This window comes from Hydrogenophaga crassostreae, from assembly GCF_001761385.1.
In the GTDB taxonomy this organism is placed as follows: domain Bacteria; phylum Pseudomonadota; class Gammaproteobacteria; order Burkholderiales; family Burkholderiaceae_C; genus Hydrogenophaga; species Hydrogenophaga crassostreae.
The window spans coordinates 2052336-2073712 of the sequence record NZ_CP017476.1 but is presented as its reverse complement, the minus strand read 5'-3'; the positions used below and the strand labels follow the sequence as shown (position 1 = coordinate 2073712).

Below are 21377 nucleotides of genomic sequence, written 5' to 3'. Positions count from 1 at the left end.
CTTCAACCTCGAACAGCATGTCGGGCATGGCGAAGCCGGTCACTCCGATCAGGGTCTGGGTAGGAAGCGACTCACCACACCCGGATTGCACGGCCTGACCGATGATCCCGAGCTTGTCGAAATCAGACCCGCCACATAGATTCCGAGCTGCACCACATGGCCGGGATCGAGCCCATGGGCGGCAAGGGCAACTCCCAGGTTGTGGAACGCCTGCTTCACCTGTCCGGCGAAATCGGGCGACACCACGGTGCCCTCCAGATTCGACCCTTATTGCCCCGCAACGAACACCTGCGTGGAGCCAGCCGGCACGCTGGCGGTGTGGCTGTAGCCAAACGGCACCGGGTTGTGCAGACCTTCGGGATTGGTCGTGGTGTGCGGCATGGGGTTCCTCTTTCAAACAGGTTGTGAAACCACAGACTCTGCCTGGCCACTCCTGACAACATGGTGTCAGGCGCTGGATCCGGGTGCTTTTGGACGAGGCTGACGAGGCTTGCTCGTTTGCGCTGGTTTCAGAGCGCTGCCGCCTTTGTCAGCCGCGAGTCTGGGTGGCCTGCGCGCCGCAACGGCGGCTTGCATGGCCAAAGCAGCCCAAGGCTGCATCGCTGGTCGTGACTCAAGCGCGCCTTCGGGAGCCGTGTGGTACCGCATGCGCCTCGTTACCCCTTTGGCCGTGTGCTCGAACACCTGGCAACCTGCCGCAACAAACTGCGGCAGCGCCCCGGCATTGGTTTTGAGAAAGAGCGTGTCCCAGGCGATCACGGCCACCGTGAGCCCCTCAACACTCAAACCCCAGCCGAGAAACATGCGCCTGGCCTGAACGGTACCCAGACTCCCCATCAGCTCGCAACAGTGGTCAGCGAAGTCCGCACCCGGCGAACGGGGTTTGGCCAGGGTGAGTTCAGAGGGCGTGTTGCGTGGCATGGCTGTTCCAGCGTTAACAGAGCCTTCAGCTCACAGAACAAAAGTGCATGGTATCTGCACCGCGCCACCGGGCCGGGCATTCGGTCTGCCCCAGCCTGTTCGCCAATCGAGCGCATCCGCTGGCTTGAAGCGACGAGCCCTTCCGAAATGAAAGCGAACAAATAGCCAAGGTTGGGAGCAGACGCCAGAGGCACCACCCAGCCGGGGCGGCTATGGATTGACGGATGAAACCTCTTCTGTCTTGAAGTCGCCGGGCAGCACGACCTCAAAAAGCTCAACATTGTCACTGTGTCCAAGCTCCTGATGGCGAATGCCCGGTGGCTGATAGACACACGAACCGGCCTCCAGCCGAACAACACCCTGCCCTTCGTATTCGAACTCGATCCAGCCTTTCAGTACGTAGACCAGCTGGAACGCTGTCCGATGCAGGTGTGGCTGACTCAAAAACGCCGCGCCACCGGCGGCACGAATCACGTGGGCGGCTACACGGCCCTGTGTGGCCTCATGGATGCCCAGGTCGCGGTACTCAAAGAAGGAGCGAAGCCCGCGTTCGAACCGGGCGTCTTTGGCGTGTGATGCGACAAAACCTTGAGTCGTCATTGCTGGTGTCCCCTTTGACCGGGCGCGGATCGCGCTGTCGGCGTCAGCTTTTGCTCCAAGGGCCCGCAGATCGAATCCGGTGACAGCAGCTTTGCGGAGCCCGGAAAGGACTGAGAAAACTGCGCCGGGGCATTTCCAGGTTGCTCCAGGCAGGCTCAAATCAATCACCGACTCCGCTGCCTGGCTTTTCTGGTATCACACCGTCTCACCCGTTTGATCCCCTGGTCCACTTGACATCATGGCGGCAGCGCCCGATTTGAACAAGTCCATTTTTCCATGAACGCCGTTTCGTACCCGGGCTGTGAGCAAATGGGCCAGGCGTAACCCCACCCGCCAGAAAGCGGTGACGGGTTTCGAAACAGCACCAACACCGGCTGCTACCGAGGCCGAGCCAGCGGTCAACGGGTGTCCTCACAACGGTTCAGACGGTTGTGCCAAGGAGCGCTTTTCCGCGCCCTGCGTCTGGCGAAAGCCCCCCGTCAACATCAAGGATGTGTTCCCCAGGGCGCCGCCAGCAACAATTGCACATGCTGGTTTTTAACCAGCGGTCTGAGCTGTTTTGCAAACGCCATGAAGTCGGCATCCTGGAAGAGCCTTTTCCAGAACGCGCGGCGATCATCATCGCTTTCAAAGCGCCAAAGGTGAACCAGTTGGTGTAGATCGCCGGTGTCACTGATGAAGTAGCCAATGCAATGGTGGCTGAATCCACCGGCCTCAAGCGCGGGCCAGCCCAGGCTGGAGTACAACCGCGCCACCTCGGCCATTTGGCCAACCGTGACGTCGTAGGTGCGCTTCTCGTAGATCGTTGGCATGCTTTGCTCTCTTCACAGGTTTGGGCGTTTCGTGGTGAGCCGCCCCGGATTGGGCAGACGCCAGTTGACGCGAATAGAGCCACAGCCTTTGGGCGTCGAGTGGCGCCGTGCAGGCCCACTTCCTGTTGCTATTGGCCCTCTTGATCTGGATGGCCGGGAGCGACGCGCTCGTACCACATGCCGACCCAAAAGATGCGGTCCGTTCGCCCATCGTACTGCGCACGAACAGGCCGGTCTGACGGGTTTCCAACAGGGGACGTGATCGAACCATCCGCGCCCACTTCGTAGCGGGCCTTCTCGACCACATCCGAGTGGCGCCAGCTGACGAGCCCTCCACGAAACGCCAACGTCCAGTGGCCCATGGCCACACCCTTGGGGCCCAAACCCACCTCGCGCAACTCAACTGAACGGTACGCCGCGCCTTGCTGGCCCGGTTGGAAAACGTTCTGCACAGCCGTCTCTCGGTGGCCACCGGTTGAATCAAGACCCTGAAGAGGCGCAGTGGTGGCGCCTACCGGGCTGGAATGCTGACTTGACGCAGGTGCGCAAGCAACGGAAAGAACTGCCGCGGCAAGGATCGCCGCGCTATAGGGGCTGCTCATGTTGTTTCCTCTGCATCAGGGTTGGGCGAAGGCCAAGGCGCCGAATTCACCACCGGTCGAATGCGCCGCTCAAGCCTCAACTTATCACGTTGAACTGCGAGAAATGGTTGGCCAGGTGCATGGCGTGCGCAAGCTCATACTGCGCTTTGTCGAGGTCTCCGTAAGCAAAATGAGGCTGCAGCGGCTTCGTCCACTGCTGAAAGCCTGCAATCGCGTTCTGCAGTCTTTCCAGCGCAACAACACCCTCATCGCCAGCAGCCAGCAGCGGCGCGCCCGGAATCGGTTCCGCCAAGTCGTGCGTCATTCGGCCTCGCCAGGCGAACACCCCAAATGCCGCGGATCCAACGGTGCTCTGAAAGAGTTTCGACTTGGGCTCAGGAAAGCCTTGCATTGAGAACTCAATGCTCTGGGCACAATGCGCCAGGGTCTGATCCCAGTTCCAGACTGTCCCTGAAGTCAACCCTTTGGCGGCAGCAAGCCTTTGCAACTCTTGCTCTGCAGCGGCAAGCGAAGAAAAGACCAGCTGTCGATCGAGCGACGAGTTACCCTGACACCCGGCCATGCCGCCGATCGAAAACGTTGCAGGCAACGCAAGCGCACCAACCACGATAGAGCGCCGGGTAGGGAGGGTTTGGGTTTTCATGGCGTGCACTGGAGAAAGGTTGCGCCAGCAATGTCGAACATTGGGTTAGGTTGGCGACAGCTGCACGGATTGTCAAGGTCGCTGTAACCCAGTGGGGTGCCACAGCCTGGGCAAAACATGTGGCAACTTTTGCAGGGATCGGTTCGCCCTGTGGAAGCAAAGAGATAGCCCACTGGGCTGACAACAAGACCCGCCGCCAGGGCGCATCGCGTAGGCCATCAGCAGCGGAGCCACACACCCTGGGGGAAAAAATCACGGGCGTTTTCCCGCTGTGAAAAAACCAGTGGCCCTCGACTGCTTTTGGCGGCAACCGACCAAAGAAGGCCAGGCATCTTGAGGAACGAACAACAGCCAGAAGCCGACAACCAACGGTCCTTTTCGAAGAAACTTGTCAGGCTTCTGCGATCTCAAAGACGCCCTCAACCTCTACCGCAACATTGTAGGGAAGCGCGCTGACACCGACCGCCATCCGGGTGTGCTTTCCGCGCTCGCCAAACACCTCCATAAACAAATCTGACGCGCCGTTCATGACCTGGGACTGGCCATAAAACTCCGGGTTGCTGTTTACGTAGCCGGCCAGTCGAATCGTTTTCACAACCCGGTCCAGATCGCCATTCAGCGCCACTTTCAGCTGTGAAATCAGGTTCAGCCCACACATGCGAGCAGCCTGTTGCCCTTCATTGACATCAAACGCCTGCCCAAGTTTTCCCACAAAACGCCTCTCGCCATTCCAATGGCACAAACACCAACAATTGAACATAACAAATGGCGAGCGCCGTTATAACCACGGCATTAGCGCCTAGCAGCAATTGTTTCCTCATGCGCATGATTGCCTAACGTAATGTATCCCGCTGACCTTGCGAGAAAAACTGGACTGAGCGAGCTGTTCTGGTCACAACGCTTTCCTCAAAACATCGATAGATCATAGGTTTACACGCTTGATACTGTTGTTATATACAAGTGTCAAGCAACCATGAAACCCGGCACACCTGTTTTTCGCTCCACGCGCTTGCTTGACCAAGTTCGGGAGCGAATTCGGTATCTCCACTAAAGCCTTCAGTCCGCAAAGGCTTACCGCCATTAGGGGCGATTCGCAATATTGGCGTGGTGTTGTGAATAGATGGATTCAGACTCAAACCCATTTAAATCAAAGCCCCATCGCCGCCTGCAACCAAGGCCAAGCCAGCGCCCATTGCGTCAGCGCATGCAACACCAGCCCCACCAGGGCACCCACCAGCGTGCCGTTGATGCGAATGAACTGCAGGTCGCGGCCAATGTGCTGCTCCAGAACGCCGCTCATTTCTGCGGCGTCCCAGGCCTGAACGCGCTTGGTCACGAATGCCAGCAGCAGCGGGCGGTTGCGCTCCAGCAGGCGCAGCAACATGGGCACGGCCTGGGCCTGAATCGCCTGCCGCAGGGCTGGGTCGGCCAGTACCCGCTCACCCAGGCTTTGCACGGCCGAGGTCACGCGGTCGCGCAAGGCTTCATTGGGCGCGTGGGCCAGCGATTGCAGCTTCTCCAGCAGCTCGCCCACCCAGCTTTCAATCTGCGCGTCCATGCCGGGCTGGGCCAGCCATTCGTCGCGCCAGGCACTGATCTGGCCTTGCCATTCCGGATCGCTTTGCAGCCGCTCCAGGGTATCAACCATCCATTGGTCAAAACGCTGGCGCAGCTCATGGTTCGGGTCGTCGGCCACGTCGCTGAGCGTGCGGCTCAGCGCGGTCACGAGCTTGTGGGTCGCGAGCCGGGCGGCCACCTGGTCGAGTCGCAGGTATTTCAGCTCTTTGAGTTCGCGGGCGATGGCTTCGGTCAAGCCGTCTTGCACGTTGTCTTGCCCGGCCCATTCGGCGATCTGTTTCAGCAGGCCATTGAGCCATTGCTGGTGATGACCGTGTTCCGTCAGGGCGGTAAGCGTCTGGCCGGTCAGTGTCGCGAAGTTCGCCTGGGCAAGCAGGCGCTGTGCCAGGCGGGCGGCGGCACTGCGGATGGGCGCATGGTCGAGCCCGGTGATCAGTGTTGGGGCGGCTTGCAACACCCAGTCGCCCACGCGCTGGGCCGATTTGCGGTCGGCCAGCCAGCGCCCCACATGTTCGGCCACATCCCAGCGCTGCAAGGCGGCGTTCACCTGCTCTTTCGCCAGAAAATGCGTGCCCAGAAAGCGCGCGAGCGCTTCGCCGAGGCGGTCTTTGTGGGCCGCGATGATGGCGGTGTGGGGAATGGGCAGACCCAGCGGGTGGCGAAACAGCGCCACCACGGCAAACCAGTCGGCCAGCGCGCCGATCATGGCCGCCTCGGCAGCGGCGGCCACATAGCCCCATGCCACGTGGCTCGGGCCCATGAAGGTGGCGCCGGCGTAAACCAGCGCCGCGAACAGCAACAGGCCGAGTGCCAGCGCTTTCATGCGGGCAAGGCTGTAAGGCGAGGGAAGGGTTGAACGCATGGGGGTTGTGGCGCCCTGAGCGGGTGTTTCAATAACTCAGAGCGTGATCTGAATATAGCCGCCAGGCGCTGGGGCCTCGCGCGGCCATTGCTCAACCGAAACAATCGGAGCACTGCCGTTGGTCGCGAGGTACAAGACAGCTCGAATCACGCCCGCGTGGCAAATCCAGACAGCCTCTTCTAAGCCCTTCCCGGTCAATTCGCCCAGGGCCGAGGCCACGCGGTTGACAACCATTTGTGTGCTCTCTTCGCCACCAAACCGGTGGTCGGCAAAGTTGGCCATCCATTCGTCGAACGCAACACGTGGAATGGCATCCCACCGCTGCAATTCCCATTGACCAAAGTCCATTTCATTGAGCCGTGTTTCGGCCGTGGGTTGACCCAGATCGGGTCGCAGGCTTTGCAGGGTTTCGCCGAGTTGCCGGGTTCGGCCAAGGGCAGAAGTCCAGACCGGCAAACCCCGGGGCAAAAAAGCTGCTGCCCGCTCTGCCGCCTCCAGGGTCAGCGCGCCATCGGCGGCCACATCGCTGGCGCCATAACAAAGACCCGCCTCCAGCACCACCTGCGCATGCCGCAGCAGCCAGAGCTTCATGCGGACAAGCTCATCACGAGGCCAAGGTAAAACGCCACTTCACAAACCTGTTGCGTGGCGCCCAGGCCATCACCGGTGAAGCCTTGCAACCGGCGGTTCAACAAGCGCCACATCCACACACAACCCACCACTGCACCCAGCACAGCGGCCATCCAGCCCATGCCAGGTTGCACAACGCCGGCGATCAACATGGCCAGGGCCCACCAAGCCAAACCGGTGAGCATCCCCGCGCCACTGATCGATTCGGCCAGTGGTTTTGACTTGGAAGCAGCGGTATCGCCCACGTGGGTCAAGGTTCGGATGATGAAGAGCGGCATCAGCCGCGAAGTTACATGGGCCGCAAACAGGCCCACAGCCGCCAAGGGCCAGCCGCCCGCTTGCGCCAGCAGCGCGAGCAAGGCCGTTTTGCTCACGATCGCCAAGACCAGCGCCAACGCGCCGTAGGTGCCCACGCGAGAGTCTTTCATGATGTCGAGCGCGCGCTCGCGGTTCGGGCTGCCGCCCAGGCCATCGGCCAGATCGGCCAGGCCGTCTTCATGGAATGCGCCGGTGAGCAAAACGCTGAACACGGTGCTCATCACCGCAGCCACCCATGGCGCAGCAGGCAGCGCGGGCAACACCCCCACCAAGGCGGCAAACACCAAGGCCGTGCAGCCGCCCACTACCCAGCCCACGCCAGGAAAGTGCGCCGCACTGGCCCGCAGCATGGCCGGGCTGAAGCCCACCCAATCGGCCAAGCGCCCTGTGACCGGAATGCGGGTGAAAAATTGCAGGGCCAACAAGAATTCGCGCACCACCCCCCTGCGCCGGGATTCGCTTTCTCTGTTCATCTGGGTCCCTGCTCAATTGGCCGAAGTGGCGTTGACCGGCGCTGCTTCTTGTCGCGACACACCCGCCGCCTCAAAGCTCGCCATCTCGCGCAACAAGGCGCAGGCCGATACCAGCACCGGCCAAACCAGCGCCGCGCCCGAACCTTCGCCAAGCCGCAGGCCCATGTCGAGCAAAGGCTCGGCCTTGAGCCTGGCGAGCATCAGCGCATGGCCGCGCTCGCCTGAGCGATGGGCGAACACGCAACGCTGCAAAACGTTGGGCTGCAGCTGGCTGGCCACCAGCACCGCCGCCGAGGTGATGAAGCCATCAACCACGATCACACGCCGCTCGGCCGCGGCCTGCAACACAGCGCCCACCATCGCCGCGATCTCGAAACCGCCAAACGCAGCCAGCGCATCCAGGGGCTCAATGGCAGAGGCGTGCAGCGCCAAAACCTGACCCAGGATGTCGATCTTGCGCTGCACCGCCTCATGGTCCAGCCCGGTGCCCGCACCAGTGCAATCAGCGATCGCCATCGAACACAGGCGCGACATCAACAGGGCCGCTGCCGAGGTGTTGCCAATGCCCATCTCGCCCAGCAGCAAGGCATTGCCGGGCAGTTGTTTGACCAGGGCTGCGCCGCTGGCCACCGCCACGCGGCATTGCGCCGCCGACATCGCCGGGCCGGAAAGCGAATCCGCCGTACCCGCAGCCACCTTGTTGATCACAAGCCCCGCCTGTGGCGTGAATTCGTGGGCCACACCGCAGTCCACGACCGTGAGGCCAATGCCATGCTGCCTCGCCAGCACACTCACCGCCGCGCCACCGGCGAGGAAGTTCTGCACCATCTGCCAGGTCACATCACTCGGGTATGCCGACACGCCGCGTGCCGCCAGCCCGTGGTCGCCCGCAAACACCACCAGTTGAGGCGACACCAGCTCAGGTGACTCATTGCCCAGCACCTGGCCAATGCGCAGGGCCAGCGTTTCCAGCGCGCCCAATGAGCCCACCGGCTTGGTTTTGTTGTCGAGTTTGTGTTGCAGGCGCGCGGTCAATTCGGGTTGATCGATGGCGTCGATATCGGGCAAGGTGGGGTTCATGTCAGTTCTTTCTTGATGTGTCAACGAGGCGGTCCAGCAAGCCCGCCTCACAATGTTGTTCGATGAAATCGGCCAGTCCGTCAAACACGGTTTCCAGCGTGGGCACGGCCGCGCCAAACAGCGCCTGCAACACCCGCGGGTCTTCAAACAGGCCATGCAGATAAATGCCGAGCACGTTGCCCGCCTTGTTTTGCCACGCCAGGCTGGCCATCGCTTCCCGAGCCACATCGCCTGCTCTGGCCATGGCCGGGTGCTGGGCAGTCTGGCCATGGTGGATTTCGTAACCCGTCACCGCCACGCCCGAAAGCGCGGCCCAGCCGCCCACCAGCTCGCCAAACTGTCCTTCGGTCTGCCGGACTGTTTTCTGGGCCTCAAAAGAAGTCACCAGAGGCAACAAGCCCAGACCTGGCGCATTGCCCAAACCCATGGGCTCCACCCCCCGGTGTCGATCAGCGCTTCGCCAAGCATCTGCAGTCCACCGCAAACACCGAGCACACAGCCGCCCTGCCCCGCGTGCGCAGCCACTGCGCGGTCCAGCCCCTGCTCACGCAGCCAGGCCAGGTCTGCGCTGGTGGATTTGGAGCCTGGAAGAATGATCCAGTCGGCGTTCAGGCAATCGGCCGGCGTGCGTGTCCACACAAGCCGAACACCGGGTACGTTCTTGAGCGGCTGGAATTCATCCAGATTGCTGATGCGCGGGTAAGCAATCACCGCGATGGTTTTCGAAACCACGCCGTTGGCCCGCGACCGGTCGTCAAAAACACCGTCCTCCTCGGGCAACCCATGCTGCCACCACATGGGCAACGTCGCCACGATCGGCACGCCAGTCAGGTCGTGCAGCATTTGCGGGCCGGGCGCGAGCAAAGCCGCATCGCCGCGAAATTTGTTCAGCACAAACCCTTGGATCAAGGCCTGTTCCTCGGGGGGCAACAAGGCCCAGGTGCCATACAGGTGGGCGAATGCGCCGCCCCGGTCGATATCGGTGACCAGCAGGCAGCGGGCATGGGCATGGCGGGCGATGCGCATGTTGACGATGTCGCTGGCGTGCAGGTTGATCTCGGCCGGGGAGCCCGCGCCTTCGATCACGACCACATCGTTTTCTTCGCGCAAGGCATCCAGCGCGGCAGTGATCTGGGGCCATGCTTTTTCACTGCGCCCGCGCCAGGGCATGGCGGAGAGCTCAGCGCTTACCTGCCCCATGATGACCACCTGGCTGCGCGTATCGGCCTCGGGCTTGAGCAGCAACGGGTTCATGCGCACCTCGGGCGTTGCACGGGCTGCAAGCGATTGGAAGTACTGCGCAGAACCGATCTCGCCCAATCTGCCGTCCGGGCCGGCCACCACCCGGGCGTTGTTGCTCATGTTCTGCGCTTTGAACGGTGCGACCTTGAGCCCTTGGCGGGCATAGTGGCGGCACAGAGCGGTGGTAAGCCAGCTTTTACCCGCTCCGCTGGTGGTGCCAAGCACCATCACACAAACTGCTGTCACAACGTGGTTTCCTTGGTGTTAGTCAAAGCGGCCCGCAACGCTGCCTGCGCATCGGGCGGTCGCACGCCCAAGCGCCAGTGATCAGCCAGCCCGAGCGACGTGGTTTCACGAAGCTTGACCCCCACTGCCCGCAAGGCCGAAGCATCCAGCTCAACCGGGGGTTGAGCACAAAAATAGTTGGCCTCGCTGGGCAAACAGTCCCACCCCAAGGCTTTCAGCAGCGCAATCTGCGCACATTTCCAGAGCCCAAGTTGCTCGCGGCTCTGGACGACCCACAGCTGCACATCGGCCTGCGTCCAGGCCAGCAGCATGGCCACCGCGTGGCTTCCCAGCGGCCAGGAAGGGGCCATTGCAGTCAACTGGCCGGCCATCGCCAACCCCTGCAAAGGCGCGATGGCATAGGCCCCACGCACACCCGTCATGCCCAAGGCCTTGTTCGGCGACCAGAGCTGCCACACGCGGTCCAGTGCATCGGCGTCAAGGCTGCAGCGACCCGACAAACGCAAAGGCTCATAGGCCCGGTCCAGCACCACTACACCATCCATTGAAGCCACATCCTTCGCCAATGCCTCGGCGGCACCCACCGGGCTGGCGGGTTCACACAACCACAGCAAATCGGCAGCCTCGGGTTGGTCTGCCCGGAGCAATCCCCAGGCCTCGGCGGCGCGTCCGTAGTCACCATAGGCCAGCCGAGGCAACCAAACACTGCGCCCACCGGCTCCCCGCACGCCACCGGTCAAGCGGACGATGAATTCGCTCGCGCTTCCCGCCAGCACGATGCGCTCTGCCGCCACGCCATGGAACCCGGCCAGCGTTGCCCGCAGGTCGGCATAGGACGGGTCGGGGTAATGGCGCGGGTCGGCCCGCCGAACGGCCTCCATCGCAACCGGGCAAGGACCACAGGCGTTGGCATTGGTGGAGAAATCCCACTGCGGGACACCAAGCGCATCGGTCCCGCCATGATGGTGGTTCATTCGAAGGCCCTCCCCAGCCCGGGCAGCAGGCACAGGATCGCGATGGCAGCCACCGCCAACACGGCACGCGAGGCCAACTGCAAAGCCTGACCGAGATGGGCCGAAGTTGCCAGTCGCCCAGCGGGATTCAAGACATACACCCCGGGCTTGCCCAGGCGCACACCCAACACCAGCGCCATCGCCGCCATCGGCCAGCCGCTGTTGGGCGAAGGCGTTTGCCGGGCTTGTTCCGGCAGCAACTTCCACGCGTCCGCGCCTCCTTGCAGCGCCAGCAAGACCGCGGTGATACGGGCCGGCACCCAGGACAACACATCGTCGGCCCGCGCCGCCCACTTGCCAGCCCAGGTCCAGTCACGTCCCTGGCGATCACCCCGGTAACCCCACATGGCATCGGCGGTGTTGGCAAAACGGTAGAGTGCGGCGCCTGGCAAACCGGCAACGGCAAACCAGAACAACGGTGCCACCACCGAATCGTTGAGGTTCTCCGCCAAGGTTTCGATGGCGCTTTCGCGCACCTGTCCGGCGTCCAGCGCCGCGACATCACGACTCACCAACCGGGCCAGCCGCAACCGGCCGGCCGGCAGCGAACGCCCCAATGCGGACTCCACTTCCGAGACTTCGTCGTGCAACATGCGCCACGCCAGCATGGGCTTGAGCAAACACCCCAGAACCAGAGCCTGCCCCCAGCCAGGCAGCAGGCAAACAGCCCACGCCAGGGCCACACTCAAGCCGCCCGTGACAAGCGCCCCACAACACCAGGCCAAAGCGCCTTTCGCGAATGCCACTCCGTGCCGGGTATCGTGCTGGCCCCCTTGCGGCGCAGCCCACCGGCCCGCCCAGCCGAGAAAGGCACCCATGCCCACCACCGGATGCCAGCGCACGGGCGGCTCGCCCCATACCCGATCAATCAGCAGCGCAATCAGCACCGCCAACGCCCAGTTGGCACTGGGCGTCAGGGCTTGGGCCAGGTCGGTCGACATCGTCATCGGAGCAGGCACGGCACAACGTGCGGTCTACAGGTGATCGCGGGCGGTCCCCAGCGCGGGCAAGCGGCCAAGAATGCCATTGCGCAAACGCTCGGGGCGGTCTTTGCGTTCGAGCGTGCCGTCGGCGCTGCACTGGTGCAGACGGGCACAGGCCAGCACGTGGGCAGCCGTTTCGGCGTCACATGACAGATCACCAAAATAGTAGGTTTGCTTGCCGGCCGCCTGAAACGCCAGCGTGCAGGCACGGTTGCAGCCGCTCAAACACGCCTGCCCACGCACCCGGACACCCACGCCAGTTTCAGCCTCACCCTCGGCCTCCAGCAAAGCCTCTTGAACAGTCTCAAGAAGGTTCAGGCCATCGGCGGTGTGTTCGCGCGGCGTGCCAGCCATGCGGCAAGTGGTGCAAATGACGATTTCAGTGAGCGCCAGGTTGTTCATCGGCAGGTTCACTGGTTCAGTCCTCAATGCCACGCTGCGCCGGAACACCGGCCTTGAACGCATGCTTGACCATCTGCATCTCGGTCACGGTGTCGGCCAGCGCCATGAGCTCAGGCGGGCAGCGGCGACCGGTCAACACCACATGCACCTGGCTGGGGCGGGACTTCAGCGTTTGCAACACGTCGTCCAGCGGCAGCCAGCCGTAGATCAGCGGGTAAGTGATTTCGTCCAACGTGACCATGAAAAACTCACCGCCCATGATGGATGCCCTGGCCTTCTCCCAGCCATCGCGCGCGAGTTGGGCGGAGCGTTCCAGATCCTGGCTTTTCCAGCTGAAGCCGTCGCCCAATCCTTCAATCGGAATGCCCAGCTGCTCGAACATACGGTGCTCCCCAAAACGGGCCGAAGGCACCTTCATGAATTGGTAAATTTTCACAGCCTTGCCACGACCATGGGCCCGCAGCGCCAGGCCGAAGGCGGCGGTGCTCTTGCCTTTGCCGTCGCCAGTGTTGACGATCACGATGCCTCTGCGTTCGCCCTCGGCTTTGTCGTAAGGCTTGTCGGTGGGCGGGGTTTCAATTTGCATGGAACGGGTCTTCTGGTTCAAGTGGTTTGAGATTTCTGGGGCAGCGCCACCCATTGGCCTTGTAGCGCATGCACTGCTACGCGGTGGTCAAACACAGCCTCCAGCGCCCGATGGGTGGCCGGATCGACGCAAGCACCTTGGTGGGCGATACGGCCATCGGCCACGACCACCAGCTCATCGGCCTGCAGAGCCATGCCCAGTTCGTGCAAGACGCTCACCACCGTTTTGCCTTCGCTCACCAAAGCCCGAACCATATCCAGCCAGTCGGACTGGTGCGGCGGATCGAGGTTGGCAAGGGGTTCGTCCATCAGCAACACATCGGCCTGCACCGCCAGCGCCCGGGCCAGCAATACGCGCTGGCGCTCGCCGCCGGAAAGATGGCCCAAAGGGCGGCTGCGCCAATCCCAGGCCTGCGTGGTTCGCAACGCCTGCTCCACCGCTGCGCGGTCGGCATCCGACGGGGCGGCCAGCCAGGCCTGGTGCGGCAAGCGGCCGAGCATGGTGACGTCGTAGGCGGTCAACTCATCGGCGCCCCCTTCGTTTTGTCCCAGCCAGGCCATTTGTTGCGCCCGGTCGCGACCGGGAACCGAGGCAAGCGAACGGCCCAGCAAAAACACGTCGCCCGAGTGCGGCAACAAACCCGCCATGGCTTTCAACAGGGTCGATTTGCCCGCGCCATTGGGACCAACCACGCTGGTCCAGCGGCCCGATTGAAACCCCAGATCGATACCGTGCAACACGGGCGAACCACCCAGTGAGACTTTCAGATGGCACACCTGGATGGCCGAGTCAGGCCCGGGCATAGGGACCAGAGGCGTATTCACAGGAATCCCCCCCGCGCCGAGCGCCGGTGCATCAGCCACAACAGGTAACTCCCCCCCAGCACCGAGGTGAGCACGCCAACCGGCAGCTCTTGCGGCGCGATCAACCAGCGCGCCAGCACATCGGCCACCATCAACAACAAGCCGCCCATCGCTGCGCTCAGCGCAATCAATCGTCCATGCGTGGTCTTGACGATCGAGCGCACCAGGTGCGGTGCGGCCAGGCCCACAAAGGCAATCAAGCCGGTTTGCGCCACGGCCGCGCCGGTGGCCAGCGCCAACACCGCCACCAACGCCGCACGCATCGGCGCCAGCGGCAAACCCAGGCTGTGCGCGGTGGCTTCGCCCAGCGTCAAACCATCCAACACCTGGCTCAAGGCCCAGGCCACCGCCATTGCGGGCACCAGGGTAGCGGCCATGACACCGCAGGCCGTCCAGCCCACGAATCCCGTGCTGCCCAACATGAAGGCCTGCATGGCTTGCAAGATATCGGGCACTGCGATGGTAATCAGGTCTTTCACCGCGCCCAGTACCACGCCCACGATCACCCCGGCCAGCAGCAGTCGAAGGGTGTGGTGCACGCCTTTGGCCAGGGTCAGCGTGAGCAAAACACCCCCCACGGCGCCCACGAAGGCCGCACCCGTCAAGCCCAGTCGCACCAGCCATTCGGTCGCATACGGCGAAACGCCAAACGAAGCCAGTGCCACCGCCACACCCAGTGAAGCGCCCGAGGCACTGCCCAGCAAAAACGGGTCGGCAAGCGGGTTGCGAAACAGGCCCTGCGCCACCGCACCGGCCAACCCCAGCAAAGCGCCAGCCAGCCAGGCGCCCAGTGTGCGTGGCAACCGGATGTCCCAGATGATTTGCCAGGCAACGGGATCGCTTGAGGCGTTCAGAACGCTCTCAAATCCTGTGCTGCCGACGCCTGCGCCAAGCAATAAAGCCAGCGCGGCACCCAGCAGCAGCAAGGCACCGAGCCATCGGGCAAGGCGGTGTTGATCGGGCATCGCTTATCGGGCCTGCTTTTCGATGCATTGCGCCATCAGGCGCGCCGCATGGGCCATGCGGGGGCCGGGGCGCACCAGCACATCGGACTCTTCCGGACTGAACACGCAGATGCGCTTTTCGCGAATGGCGCGCAAGGCCGTCCAGCCTGGCCGCTGGGTCAGATTGTCCGCGTTGCGCGCGCCGATCATGATCAGGTCGGGGTTGGCGCGCACCACGTACTCGGGATTGATTTTCGGGAACGGACCAAGCTCTGCCGTGATGATGTTTTGCACACCCAGGCGGCTCAGGGTTTCACCAATGAACGACGTCTGCCCAGCGGCATACGGCCCCTGGTTCACCTCGAAGTAGACCCGCATGGATCTTGCTCTGGGTGGCAGCGATTGCGCCGCCGCTTGCACGCCCGCATCGATCACGCGCCACACCCGCTGGGCATCGCTGGCCTCCAGCATCTGTCCCACCACACCCAGCACGCGCTGAACATCGGCTGCATTCTTCGGCTCCAGCGCCACCACTTTCAGACCCAGCGATTCCAGGCGCTCAATGGCGCGCGACGACACCGCCATCAACACCACATCGGGTCGAAGCGCCACGATGGCTTCCACGTTCGGATCGATGCCGCCGCCCACCTTGGGAAGACTGCGCACCGAGGCCGGGAAATTGGAATAGCGGTCAACCCCCACGAGTCGCTGGCAAGCGCCCAGCTCGCACACGGTTTCGGTCAAAGATGGCAAAGTGCTCACGATGCGCTGCGGCGCGTTCGGCAAATGCACTGTCACCCCGCGGTCATCGCGCACCTGAACTGCCCAGGCCGGCAAGACCACGCAAACCAGCGCGACAGCGATCAGTTTCTTCATCAAGGCGCTCACGGTGTTCCTTTCAAGGGCAATGGCAGACCGGCGGCCATCAAGGTGACGCGGCCACACACGCGGGCCACCTGTTGGTTCAAACGGCCCAGCGCGTCCACATAGGCGCGCACCTCGCGCCCCATGGGAATCACACCCAGGCCCACTTCGTTGCTCACCAGAACCACTGGTCCTGCGGCACGGTCGATGGCCAGACACAAGGCCTCGCCAGCGGCCAGCACCGCCACCCCGTCCACGGCTTGGGCAGGATTCAATGGCATCATCAAATTGGTGAGCCACAGGGTGAGACAGTCGATCACGATCAATGTCTCTGGCGCGCTGTGCTGCTGCAGGTTTTCGGCCAAAGCACGAGGCTCTTCCACCGTGGCCATGCTGGGCAAGCTCAACGCGCGGTCCTGCCGGTGGCGCCGAATGCGCTCGCGCATTTCGTCGTCCCACGGCTGGCCTGTGGCGATCATCACTGCGCGTCGTTCAGGCGCGGCATCAAGCCAGGCGCCTGCCAATGCTTCCGCCCGGCGCGACTTGCCGCTGCGCTGCCCGCCCAGAATCAACTCATGACGGTTGGCTTCAACCATGGAGGGCCATCCAATCCAGCACGATGCGGTGCATTTGCTCCACCCCGTCGGTGAGCGCAGCGGGACCGGGCTGCAAAATGTCTGCTGATTTGATTTCGAACAATTGCCCGTTTTTCACCGCGCTCACACTCTGCCAACCCGAGCGTGCAGCAACCTTCTCAGGCCGAAATTTTTTGCCACACCATGATCCCATAATGATGTCCGGGTTGCGGCGCACAATCTCGGCGCCGTCAGCGATGATGCGGTTTTTGCCCAGCGACTCATTGGCCAGCTCGGGGAAAGCATCGTCCCCTCCGGCAATCCCCAGCAACTCCGAAACCCACCGGATACCGCTGATGTGCGGCTCGTCCCACTCCTCAAAGAATACCTTTGGCCGCCGCTTGCCATCGACTTGCCGAAGCAACACATCCGCCCGGATTTCGGCCAGGCGGCGCTCCATCGCAACAATGCGCCGCATGCCCTCTTCGGCGCAACCCACCATTGCAGCCACCTGGTACAGCACACCAAAGACTTCGTCCACGCTGCGCTGATTGAATACCGTCACCTGCACCCCTGCGCGAATCAGTTCGGCAGCGATGTCGGCCTGCAAGTCGGAAAAACCAAAAACACAGTCGGGTTTCAGCGCCAGAATCTTGTCGATCTTGGCACTGAGAAAAGCACTGACCTTGGGCTTCTCCTCGCGCGCCCGCCGGGGGCGAACGGTGTAGCCCGAAATGCCGACGATGCGCGCCTCCTGCCCTAGCAGGTACAGCCATTCCGTGGTTTCTTCGGTCAGGCAAACGATGCGCTGTGGCCCTGGTTTCATGACAAATCCTCATTGAGAAACAGGGCCGCCGTGGCGGACGGGCTGGATGGCATCCAGGCGTGAAAATAGCTGGCCCTCAGCGCGCCGCGCTGGTGCAGCGCTTCGCCAGCGGCCACCGCGCCACCGCGCATGGCATCCGTGTGCAATGCAACAGGCATCGGCGTCTCGCAGATCGAATAGTGAAAGGTATGGCCGCGCAATTCGCCAGCGCTCAGCATCAGGCGCTGCGGGCCCAGAGCCGCCAACCGGGCTTGCATGCTGATTCTGCCCCTCAGCAACCCCCACATCGCGTGTGGGTTGCCAGCCCTGTCCACCAGCTCGTCAAACAGCACCATCATGCCGCCGCACTCGGCCCACACGGGTCGCCCTGCTTCCACATGCTCGGCCAGACTGTCCCGGGTGGTGTGGTTGGCCGCCAGTGTTGGTGCATGCAACTCAGGGTATCCGCCTGGCAACCAGACCGCATCGCATGGGGGCACACGCACATTGGCCAATGGCGAGAAGAAGGTCAACCGCGCACCCAAGGCACGCAAGGTGTCCAGGTTGGCGGCATACACAAAAGAAAAAGCGGCATCGCGCGCGATGGCCACCGTTTTGCCCGCGAGCAATGGGGGCACAGCCGCCGCTTGCGATGGCGGCTCAAATGCCACCGTCCATGACGCCAGGGCGGCCAGATCCATCTGACCCAGCGGCGTCGCACTCAGGGCATCGGCGGCAGCGTCCAGCCGAGCCAGCGCATCGGGCAACTCATGCGCAGCCTGCAATCCCAGGTGGCGCTCAGGCAGCGCCATTTTTGGCTCACGCATCAGCGCACCCAACCAAACAGAGGGCGTAACAGCTTCATCACCGGCCACCGCGCTTTGCAACATGTCGGCATGGCGCTCGCTGGCCACCCGGTTGGCCAACACGCCCGCCCAGGGCAGGCCTGGACGGTAGTGTTGCAACCCAAAAGCCAATGCCCCGAAGGTACCGGCCATGGCCGAGGCGTCGATCACGGCCAATACGTGGAGGCCGAATCGGCGCGCCAGATCGGCGGCGCTCGGTTCGCCGTCAAACAAGCCCATCACCCCTTCCACAATGATCAGGTCGGCCGACTGCGCCGCGTCATGCAAACGCGCCTGCGCATCGGTTTCTCCGGTCATCCAGAGGTCAAGGTTGTGGGCGGGGTGGCCGGTGGCCAGCTCGAGCCAGAAAGGGTCCAGAAAGTCCGGCCCCGACTTGAACGCTCGAACCCGCCTGCCCGCCCGCACATGTAGGCGGGCGAGTGCAGCGGTGACGGTGGTCTTGCCCTGGCCCGAAGCGGGCGCGGCCACCAGGATGGCCGGACAGCCGGAAACAGCGTTCACGCCGACCTCTCTCAGCTCAGTTCGGCGCCCATTTCAGGCCCACGTAAAACGTGCGCCCGGCGGTGGCGTAGCCCTTGGCTGTCTCGTAGTCGGTGTCGGCGATGTTGTCAACGCGACCCAGCAGGGTCCAGTCTTTGGCCACCGGTGTGCTGACCGAAAAATTGACCAGTGTGTAGCCATCCAGACGCTCGTTGTTGCGTGCGTCGTTGAAACGCTTGCCGACGTATTCGGTTTCAGCGCCAAGGTTCCAGCCTGCGACACCTGTTGAGACCGCCAGTTTTGCCGCCTGCTTGGCTCGACGGGCAAGTTGTTTTCCTGTGCTCGCGTCTTTCGGATTCTGCAAATCCAGCGAACCACTGAATGCCAGCATGCCCACACGCTGTGCGCCCGCCAGCGTCAAGCCGCTGTATTGGGCTTTGGCCGTGTTGCCATAACAACCCGCATAGTCGCCCGTGCCGTTGGCACACGTTCCGGGGCCGGCCACATAGGTGATCAGATCCGACACCTTGTTGCGGTAGACGATCGCACTGAAGCTCGTCGCGCCCTGGTCGTATTTCACACCGGTCTCGATGTTGTTCGAGGTTTCGGGCCTCAAGCTGGCCACACCGTAGCGGCTGAAGCGCTGGAACAGCGTGGGCGCACGGAATGCATTGCCCATGGAAACCAGCGCGCGCCAGTTGGGCATGAAACCGAAGGCGTAGGCAGCGCTGCCGGTGGATTGGCCGCCAAACTCACTGTCGTCATCGCGTCGGGCGTTCAGTTGCAAAGTATGCGCGCCGCTGCGCAAGGCATAGCCCAAAGCCAGGGCGTTTTGCGAACGCTCGGTGATCACGGGCGAAGTGCTGGCATTGTCCAGCCGGTCTTCGCGCCGCTCCAGCGCCGCCGTCAACTGGCTGTCGCCCAACTTCCAGTTGTTTTGCCACAGGTAGCTTGTCACGGAGGTGTCGGTCAGGTACGGCGAAGGCGAGGTGGCGTAGCGGTCTCGGCCACGTGTGACAGCCAGTTTGGTGGAGTAACTGTCGCTCCATTCAGCGGACCAGTTCACCCCCAAGGTTTGCAGGTCACTCTGGCCACGGTCATCATTGCCCGGCGAGAAGCCGTCGTACTGCGCATCGAGATCGCTATCCAGCAGGTTCACATCGATGCGGTTCGCAGCGTTGAATTGCCAACCCAGGCTGCCGGAAAAGGCGGTATTGCGGTAGCCATCGCGATCGGGATTGCTCTCGGGCTGGGCATTGAAGCCGTCGCTGGTTTCCCGCGAGACGCCCAGAGCGTAATCCACGACGCCCTGCTGGCCACTGATCGAGGCGGCCACCTTGCGGGTGCCATAGCTGCCAACGCCGACTTCGACGCTTGGTGAGAACCCGGCTTCGCCTTTGCGTGTGAAGATCTGAATCACACCGCCCATCGCGTCTGAACCGTACACGGCTGCAGCCGGGCCGCGCACCAGCTCGATGCGATCGACTTGCGACAAAGGAATGGCGTTCCAGCTGGCCCCGCCAGTGGACTGGGAGTCGATCCGGACGCCATCGACAAAAACCGCTGTAAAGCGGGTCTCGGCACCTCGCACGTACACACTGGTGGTCGCGCCAAGTCCCCCGTTGCGTGCCAACGACACACCGGGCAAACGACCCAGCACATCGGCCAAACCAGTGGCGCCGCTGCGCTCGATTGCGGCACGGTCAACGATCGTGACATCAGCGACGACATCCGTGATCGGCTGCGCCACGCGGGTGGCGGTCACCACCGTGGTGGGAAGCGAGGGAACGGGTGCGGTTTGGGCGTGAGAAAACGCCGCGAGCAATGCCAGCGGCAGCGCTGCCAAAGGGGCGCGCAAAGAAGAATTCAACATGATGAGGAAACTGAAACAAGTGCTCTCACCGTCTTCCCCGACGGCCCTCAAGCGTTATGGTGATGCGCTCTGACGAACGCACCACCGCCTTGTTGGCCGGTATCCGGGCTGGCAGAGCGACCTTCATCACCTTCCCAGGCGCCTTGCGACACCCAGTGGTTGAGAAATGAAAGCGGAACACGGCACCAAAAAAATGGCACACAGTTCGTCTGCTTACCGTTGCGGGGGCAGCGCAGGTTAGGTCGGTTCTGTGTGAACTTGTCCCTCCTGCTTCCCGTTGAACTGCGGTGTGTGAACCACACCGCGAGCACCAACATGAGGCATTGTAAGACCCAGGAACTTTCAGGAACCCTACAATGGCTCAACAACTTCCCCGACACCATGGCTGAACCCACCCCCTTTGACCAGATATCCGAGCGCGTCGAGCGCTTGCTGCTGCGCCACGAGGAACTGCAGCGCACCAATGCGCTTTTGCTGGATCAGGTGCAATCCCTTCAGGTCGAACGCGATTCGCTCAAGTCGCGCCTGAATGCAGCGCGTGCCCGCATTGACGCCCTGCTCGACCGTTTGCCCAATACCGACAGCGCGCCCTCAGCGGGCCAGGAAGGCACGGAATGAACAAATCGGCGATCAAACAGATTGAAGTGCAGATCATGGGCCAGAGCTACTTGCTGGCTTGCCCGCCTGGTGGTGAAACGGCCCTGCTCGACGCAGTGGGCAAAGTGGATACAGCCATGTGCCGTATCCGCGATGCAGGCAAGGTCAAAGCGCGCGATCGCATTGCCGTGCTGGCCTCACTCAATCTGGCATTCGAACTCTCGCAAAGGGAGTCGGAGTTGCTCGCGCAAACATCGTTTGCCAACAGCGAGCCCGCTCCACTGGGCGACATGGGTGCAGCCGTACAGGCCAGCGTGAACGATCCGGCCGCGCAGAACCGCGCCGAAGAGCTCATTCGCCGTCTCGACCAAACGCTGGGCAGTGACGGACAACTGATTTGAGGCGGGGCAAAAAGCCTCACAAAAGTTGCACCCCGGCCCGGGGCAGGGGCGCGATGGCGTCAGACATGCCCTCTCCAGCGAAGAGGCGCTAGCCGTCGATCGTTGAGCTGCGTCGGCA

General features: G+C 62.8%; 24 protein-coding genes, 1 pseudogene and 1 riboswitch. Of the genes and pseudogenes, 2 read left to right on the top strand and 23 right to left on the bottom strand.

From position 1 onward, the window contains the following. Window positions 1-48 precede the first annotated feature (48 nt). From LPB072_RS24200 to LPB072_RS09540, 23 genes and pseudogenes are all read right to left on the bottom strand, one after another. Window positions 49-219: a RidA family protein gene (locus LPB072_RS24200; RefSeq protein ID WP_407927804.1), complete on the bottom strand. Its 171-nt coding sequence runs from the start codon at window positions 217-219 to the stop codon at window positions 49-51. Between the two features lie 228 nt (window positions 220-447). Further along, window positions 448-921 (bottom strand): TfoX/Sxy family protein, encoded by a 474-nt coding sequence (locus LPB072_RS09645; protein WP_066094728.1) that lies wholly within the window; start codon window positions 919-921, stop codon window positions 448-450. A gap of 210 nt (window positions 922-1131) precedes the next feature. Then, window positions 1132-1689: a cupin domain-containing protein gene (locus LPB072_RS09640; protein ID WP_231943479.1), complete on the bottom strand. Its 558-nt coding sequence runs from the start codon at window positions 1687-1689 to the stop codon at window positions 1132-1134. Window positions 1690-2006: 317 nt separating this feature from the next. Continuing rightward, a complete protein-coding gene (locus LPB072_RS09635; protein WP_066094724.1) occupies window positions 2007-2333 on the bottom strand; it encodes an NIPSNAP family protein in 327 nt (108 codons plus the stop codon). Window positions 2334-2461: 128 nt separating this feature from the next. Then, complete coding sequence (locus tag LPB072_RS09630; protein WP_157559270.1) at window positions 2462-2935, bottom strand: hypothetical protein; 474 nt, start codon at window positions 2933-2935, stop codon at window positions 2462-2464. Between the two features lie 76 nt (window positions 2936-3011). Beyond that, window positions 3012-3578: a DUF1569 domain-containing protein gene (locus tag LPB072_RS09625; RefSeq protein WP_066094718.1), complete on the bottom strand. Its 567-nt coding sequence runs from the start codon at window positions 3576-3578 to the stop codon at window positions 3012-3014. Window positions 3579-3969: 391 nt separating this feature from the next. Then, window positions 3970-4290 carry a RidA family protein gene (locus LPB072_RS09620; RefSeq protein WP_197508934.1) on the bottom strand — a complete coding sequence of 107 codons (321 nt, stop codon included), beginning with the start codon at window positions 4288-4290 and terminating at the stop codon, window positions 3970-3972. A gap of 435 nt (window positions 4291-4725) precedes the next feature. Next, on the bottom strand, window positions 4726-6018 hold the full coding sequence (locus LPB072_RS09615; protein WP_082877103.1) for a DUF445 domain-containing protein: 1293 nt from the start codon (window positions 6016-6018) through the stop codon (window positions 4726-4728). 36 nt (window positions 6019-6054) lie between these two features. Then, entirely contained in the window at window positions 6055-6609 is a 555-nt protein-coding gene (locus LPB072_RS09610; RefSeq protein WP_066094712.1) for a histidine phosphatase family protein, read from the bottom strand. Beyond that, entirely contained in the window at window positions 6606-7439 is an 834-nt protein-coding gene (locus LPB072_RS09605; protein ID WP_066094708.1) for an adenosylcobinamide-GDP ribazoletransferase, read from the bottom strand. The genes LPB072_RS09610 and LPB072_RS09605 overlap by 4 nt, the downstream gene beginning before the upstream one ends. Window positions 7440-7451: 12 nt before the next feature. Then, window positions 7452-8519, bottom strand: a complete 1068-nt coding sequence (cobT, locus tag LPB072_RS09600) for a nicotinate-nucleotide--dimethylbenzimidazole phosphoribosyltransferase (RefSeq protein ID WP_066094705.1) — start codon at window positions 8517-8519, stop codon at window positions 7452-7454. A gap of 1 nt (window position 8520) precedes the next feature. Then, window positions 8521-10007 (bottom strand): annotated as a pseudogene (locus tag LPB072_RS09595) (cobyric acid synthase). Continuing rightward, window positions 10004-10981, bottom strand: coding sequence for an aminotransferase class I/II-fold pyridoxal phosphate-dependent enzyme (locus tag LPB072_RS09590; protein WP_066094698.1), 978 nt, complete (start codon window positions 10979-10981; stop codon window positions 10004-10006). Before LPB072_RS09590 ends, LPB072_RS09595 begins: the two are co-directional and overlap by 4 nt. After that, window positions 10978-11967 carry an adenosylcobinamide-phosphate synthase CbiB gene (gene cbiB / locus LPB072_RS09585; RefSeq protein ID WP_066094696.1) on the bottom strand — a complete coding sequence of 330 codons (990 nt, stop codon included), beginning with the start codon at window positions 11965-11967 and terminating at the stop codon, window positions 10978-10980. The genes LPB072_RS09590 and cbiB overlap by 4 nt, the downstream gene beginning before the upstream one ends. Before the next feature lie 27 nt (window positions 11968-11994). Beyond that, a complete protein-coding gene (locus LPB072_RS09580) occupies window positions 11995-12417 on the bottom strand; it encodes a DUF1636 family protein (RefSeq protein ID WP_231943478.1) in 423 nt (140 codons plus the stop codon). Between the two features lie 4 nt (window positions 12418-12421). Further along, complete coding sequence (gene cobO / locus LPB072_RS09575) at window positions 12422-12991, bottom strand: cob(I)yrinic acid a,c-diamide adenosyltransferase (RefSeq protein ID WP_066094903.1); 570 nt, start codon at window positions 12989-12991, stop codon at window positions 12422-12424. Between the two features lie 17 nt (window positions 12992-13008). Beyond that, on the bottom strand, window positions 13009-13794 hold the full coding sequence (locus tag LPB072_RS09570; RefSeq protein WP_066094691.1) for an ABC transporter ATP-binding protein: 786 nt from the start codon (window positions 13792-13794) through the stop codon (window positions 13009-13011). Between the two features lie 17 nt (window positions 13795-13811). Then, window positions 13812-14819, bottom strand: coding sequence for a FecCD family ABC transporter permease (locus tag LPB072_RS09565; RefSeq protein WP_066094688.1), 1008 nt, complete (start codon window positions 14817-14819; stop codon window positions 13812-13814). A 3-nt stretch (window positions 14820-14822) separates the two neighbouring features. Beyond that, the gene (locus LPB072_RS09560) at window positions 14823-15674 is read right to left on the bottom strand and encodes an ABC transporter substrate-binding protein (protein ID WP_066094900.1); all 852 of its coding nucleotides are present in this window, start codon (window positions 15672-15674) and stop codon (window positions 14823-14825) included. A gap of 8 nt (window positions 15675-15682) precedes the next feature. Next, on the bottom strand, window positions 15683-16258 hold the full coding sequence (gene cobU / locus LPB072_RS09555) for a bifunctional adenosylcobinamide kinase/adenosylcobinamide-phosphate guanylyltransferase (RefSeq protein WP_066094685.1): 576 nt from the start codon (window positions 16256-16258) through the stop codon (window positions 15683-15685). Continuing rightward, complete coding sequence (locus LPB072_RS09550; protein WP_066094682.1) at window positions 16251-17063, bottom strand: cobalamin-binding protein; 813 nt, start codon at window positions 17061-17063, stop codon at window positions 16251-16253. Before LPB072_RS09550 ends, cobU begins: the two co-directional genes overlap by 8 nt. After that, on the bottom strand, window positions 17060-18409 hold the full coding sequence (locus tag LPB072_RS09545; RefSeq protein WP_066094679.1) for a cobyrinate a,c-diamide synthase: 1350 nt from the start codon (window positions 18407-18409) through the stop codon (window positions 17060-17062). The genes LPB072_RS09550 and LPB072_RS09545 overlap by 4 nt, the downstream gene beginning before the upstream one ends. Before the next feature lie 16 nt (window positions 18410-18425). Beyond that, complete coding sequence (locus tag LPB072_RS09540) at window positions 18426-20261, bottom strand: TonB-dependent receptor domain-containing protein (RefSeq protein WP_066094676.1); 1836 nt, start codon at window positions 20259-20261, stop codon at window positions 18426-18428. Window positions 20262-20338: 77 nt separating this feature from the next. Further along, a riboswitch (cobalamin riboswitch) is annotated at window positions 20339-20591 on the bottom strand. A gap of 51 nt (window positions 20592-20642) precedes the next feature. Between LPB072_RS09540 and LPB072_RS09535 the strand changes: the two genes are divergently transcribed. Then, window positions 20643-20879 (top strand): DUF904 domain-containing protein, encoded by a 237-nt coding sequence (locus LPB072_RS09535; protein ID WP_066094673.1) that lies wholly within the window; start codon window positions 20643-20645, stop codon window positions 20877-20879. Further along, complete coding sequence (locus tag LPB072_RS09530; protein WP_231943477.1) at window positions 20876-21259, top strand: cell division protein ZapA; 384 nt, start codon at window positions 20876-20878, stop codon at window positions 21257-21259. The genes LPB072_RS09535 and LPB072_RS09530 overlap by 4 nt, the downstream gene beginning before the upstream one ends. Window positions 21260-21377: the final 118 nt, after the last annotated feature.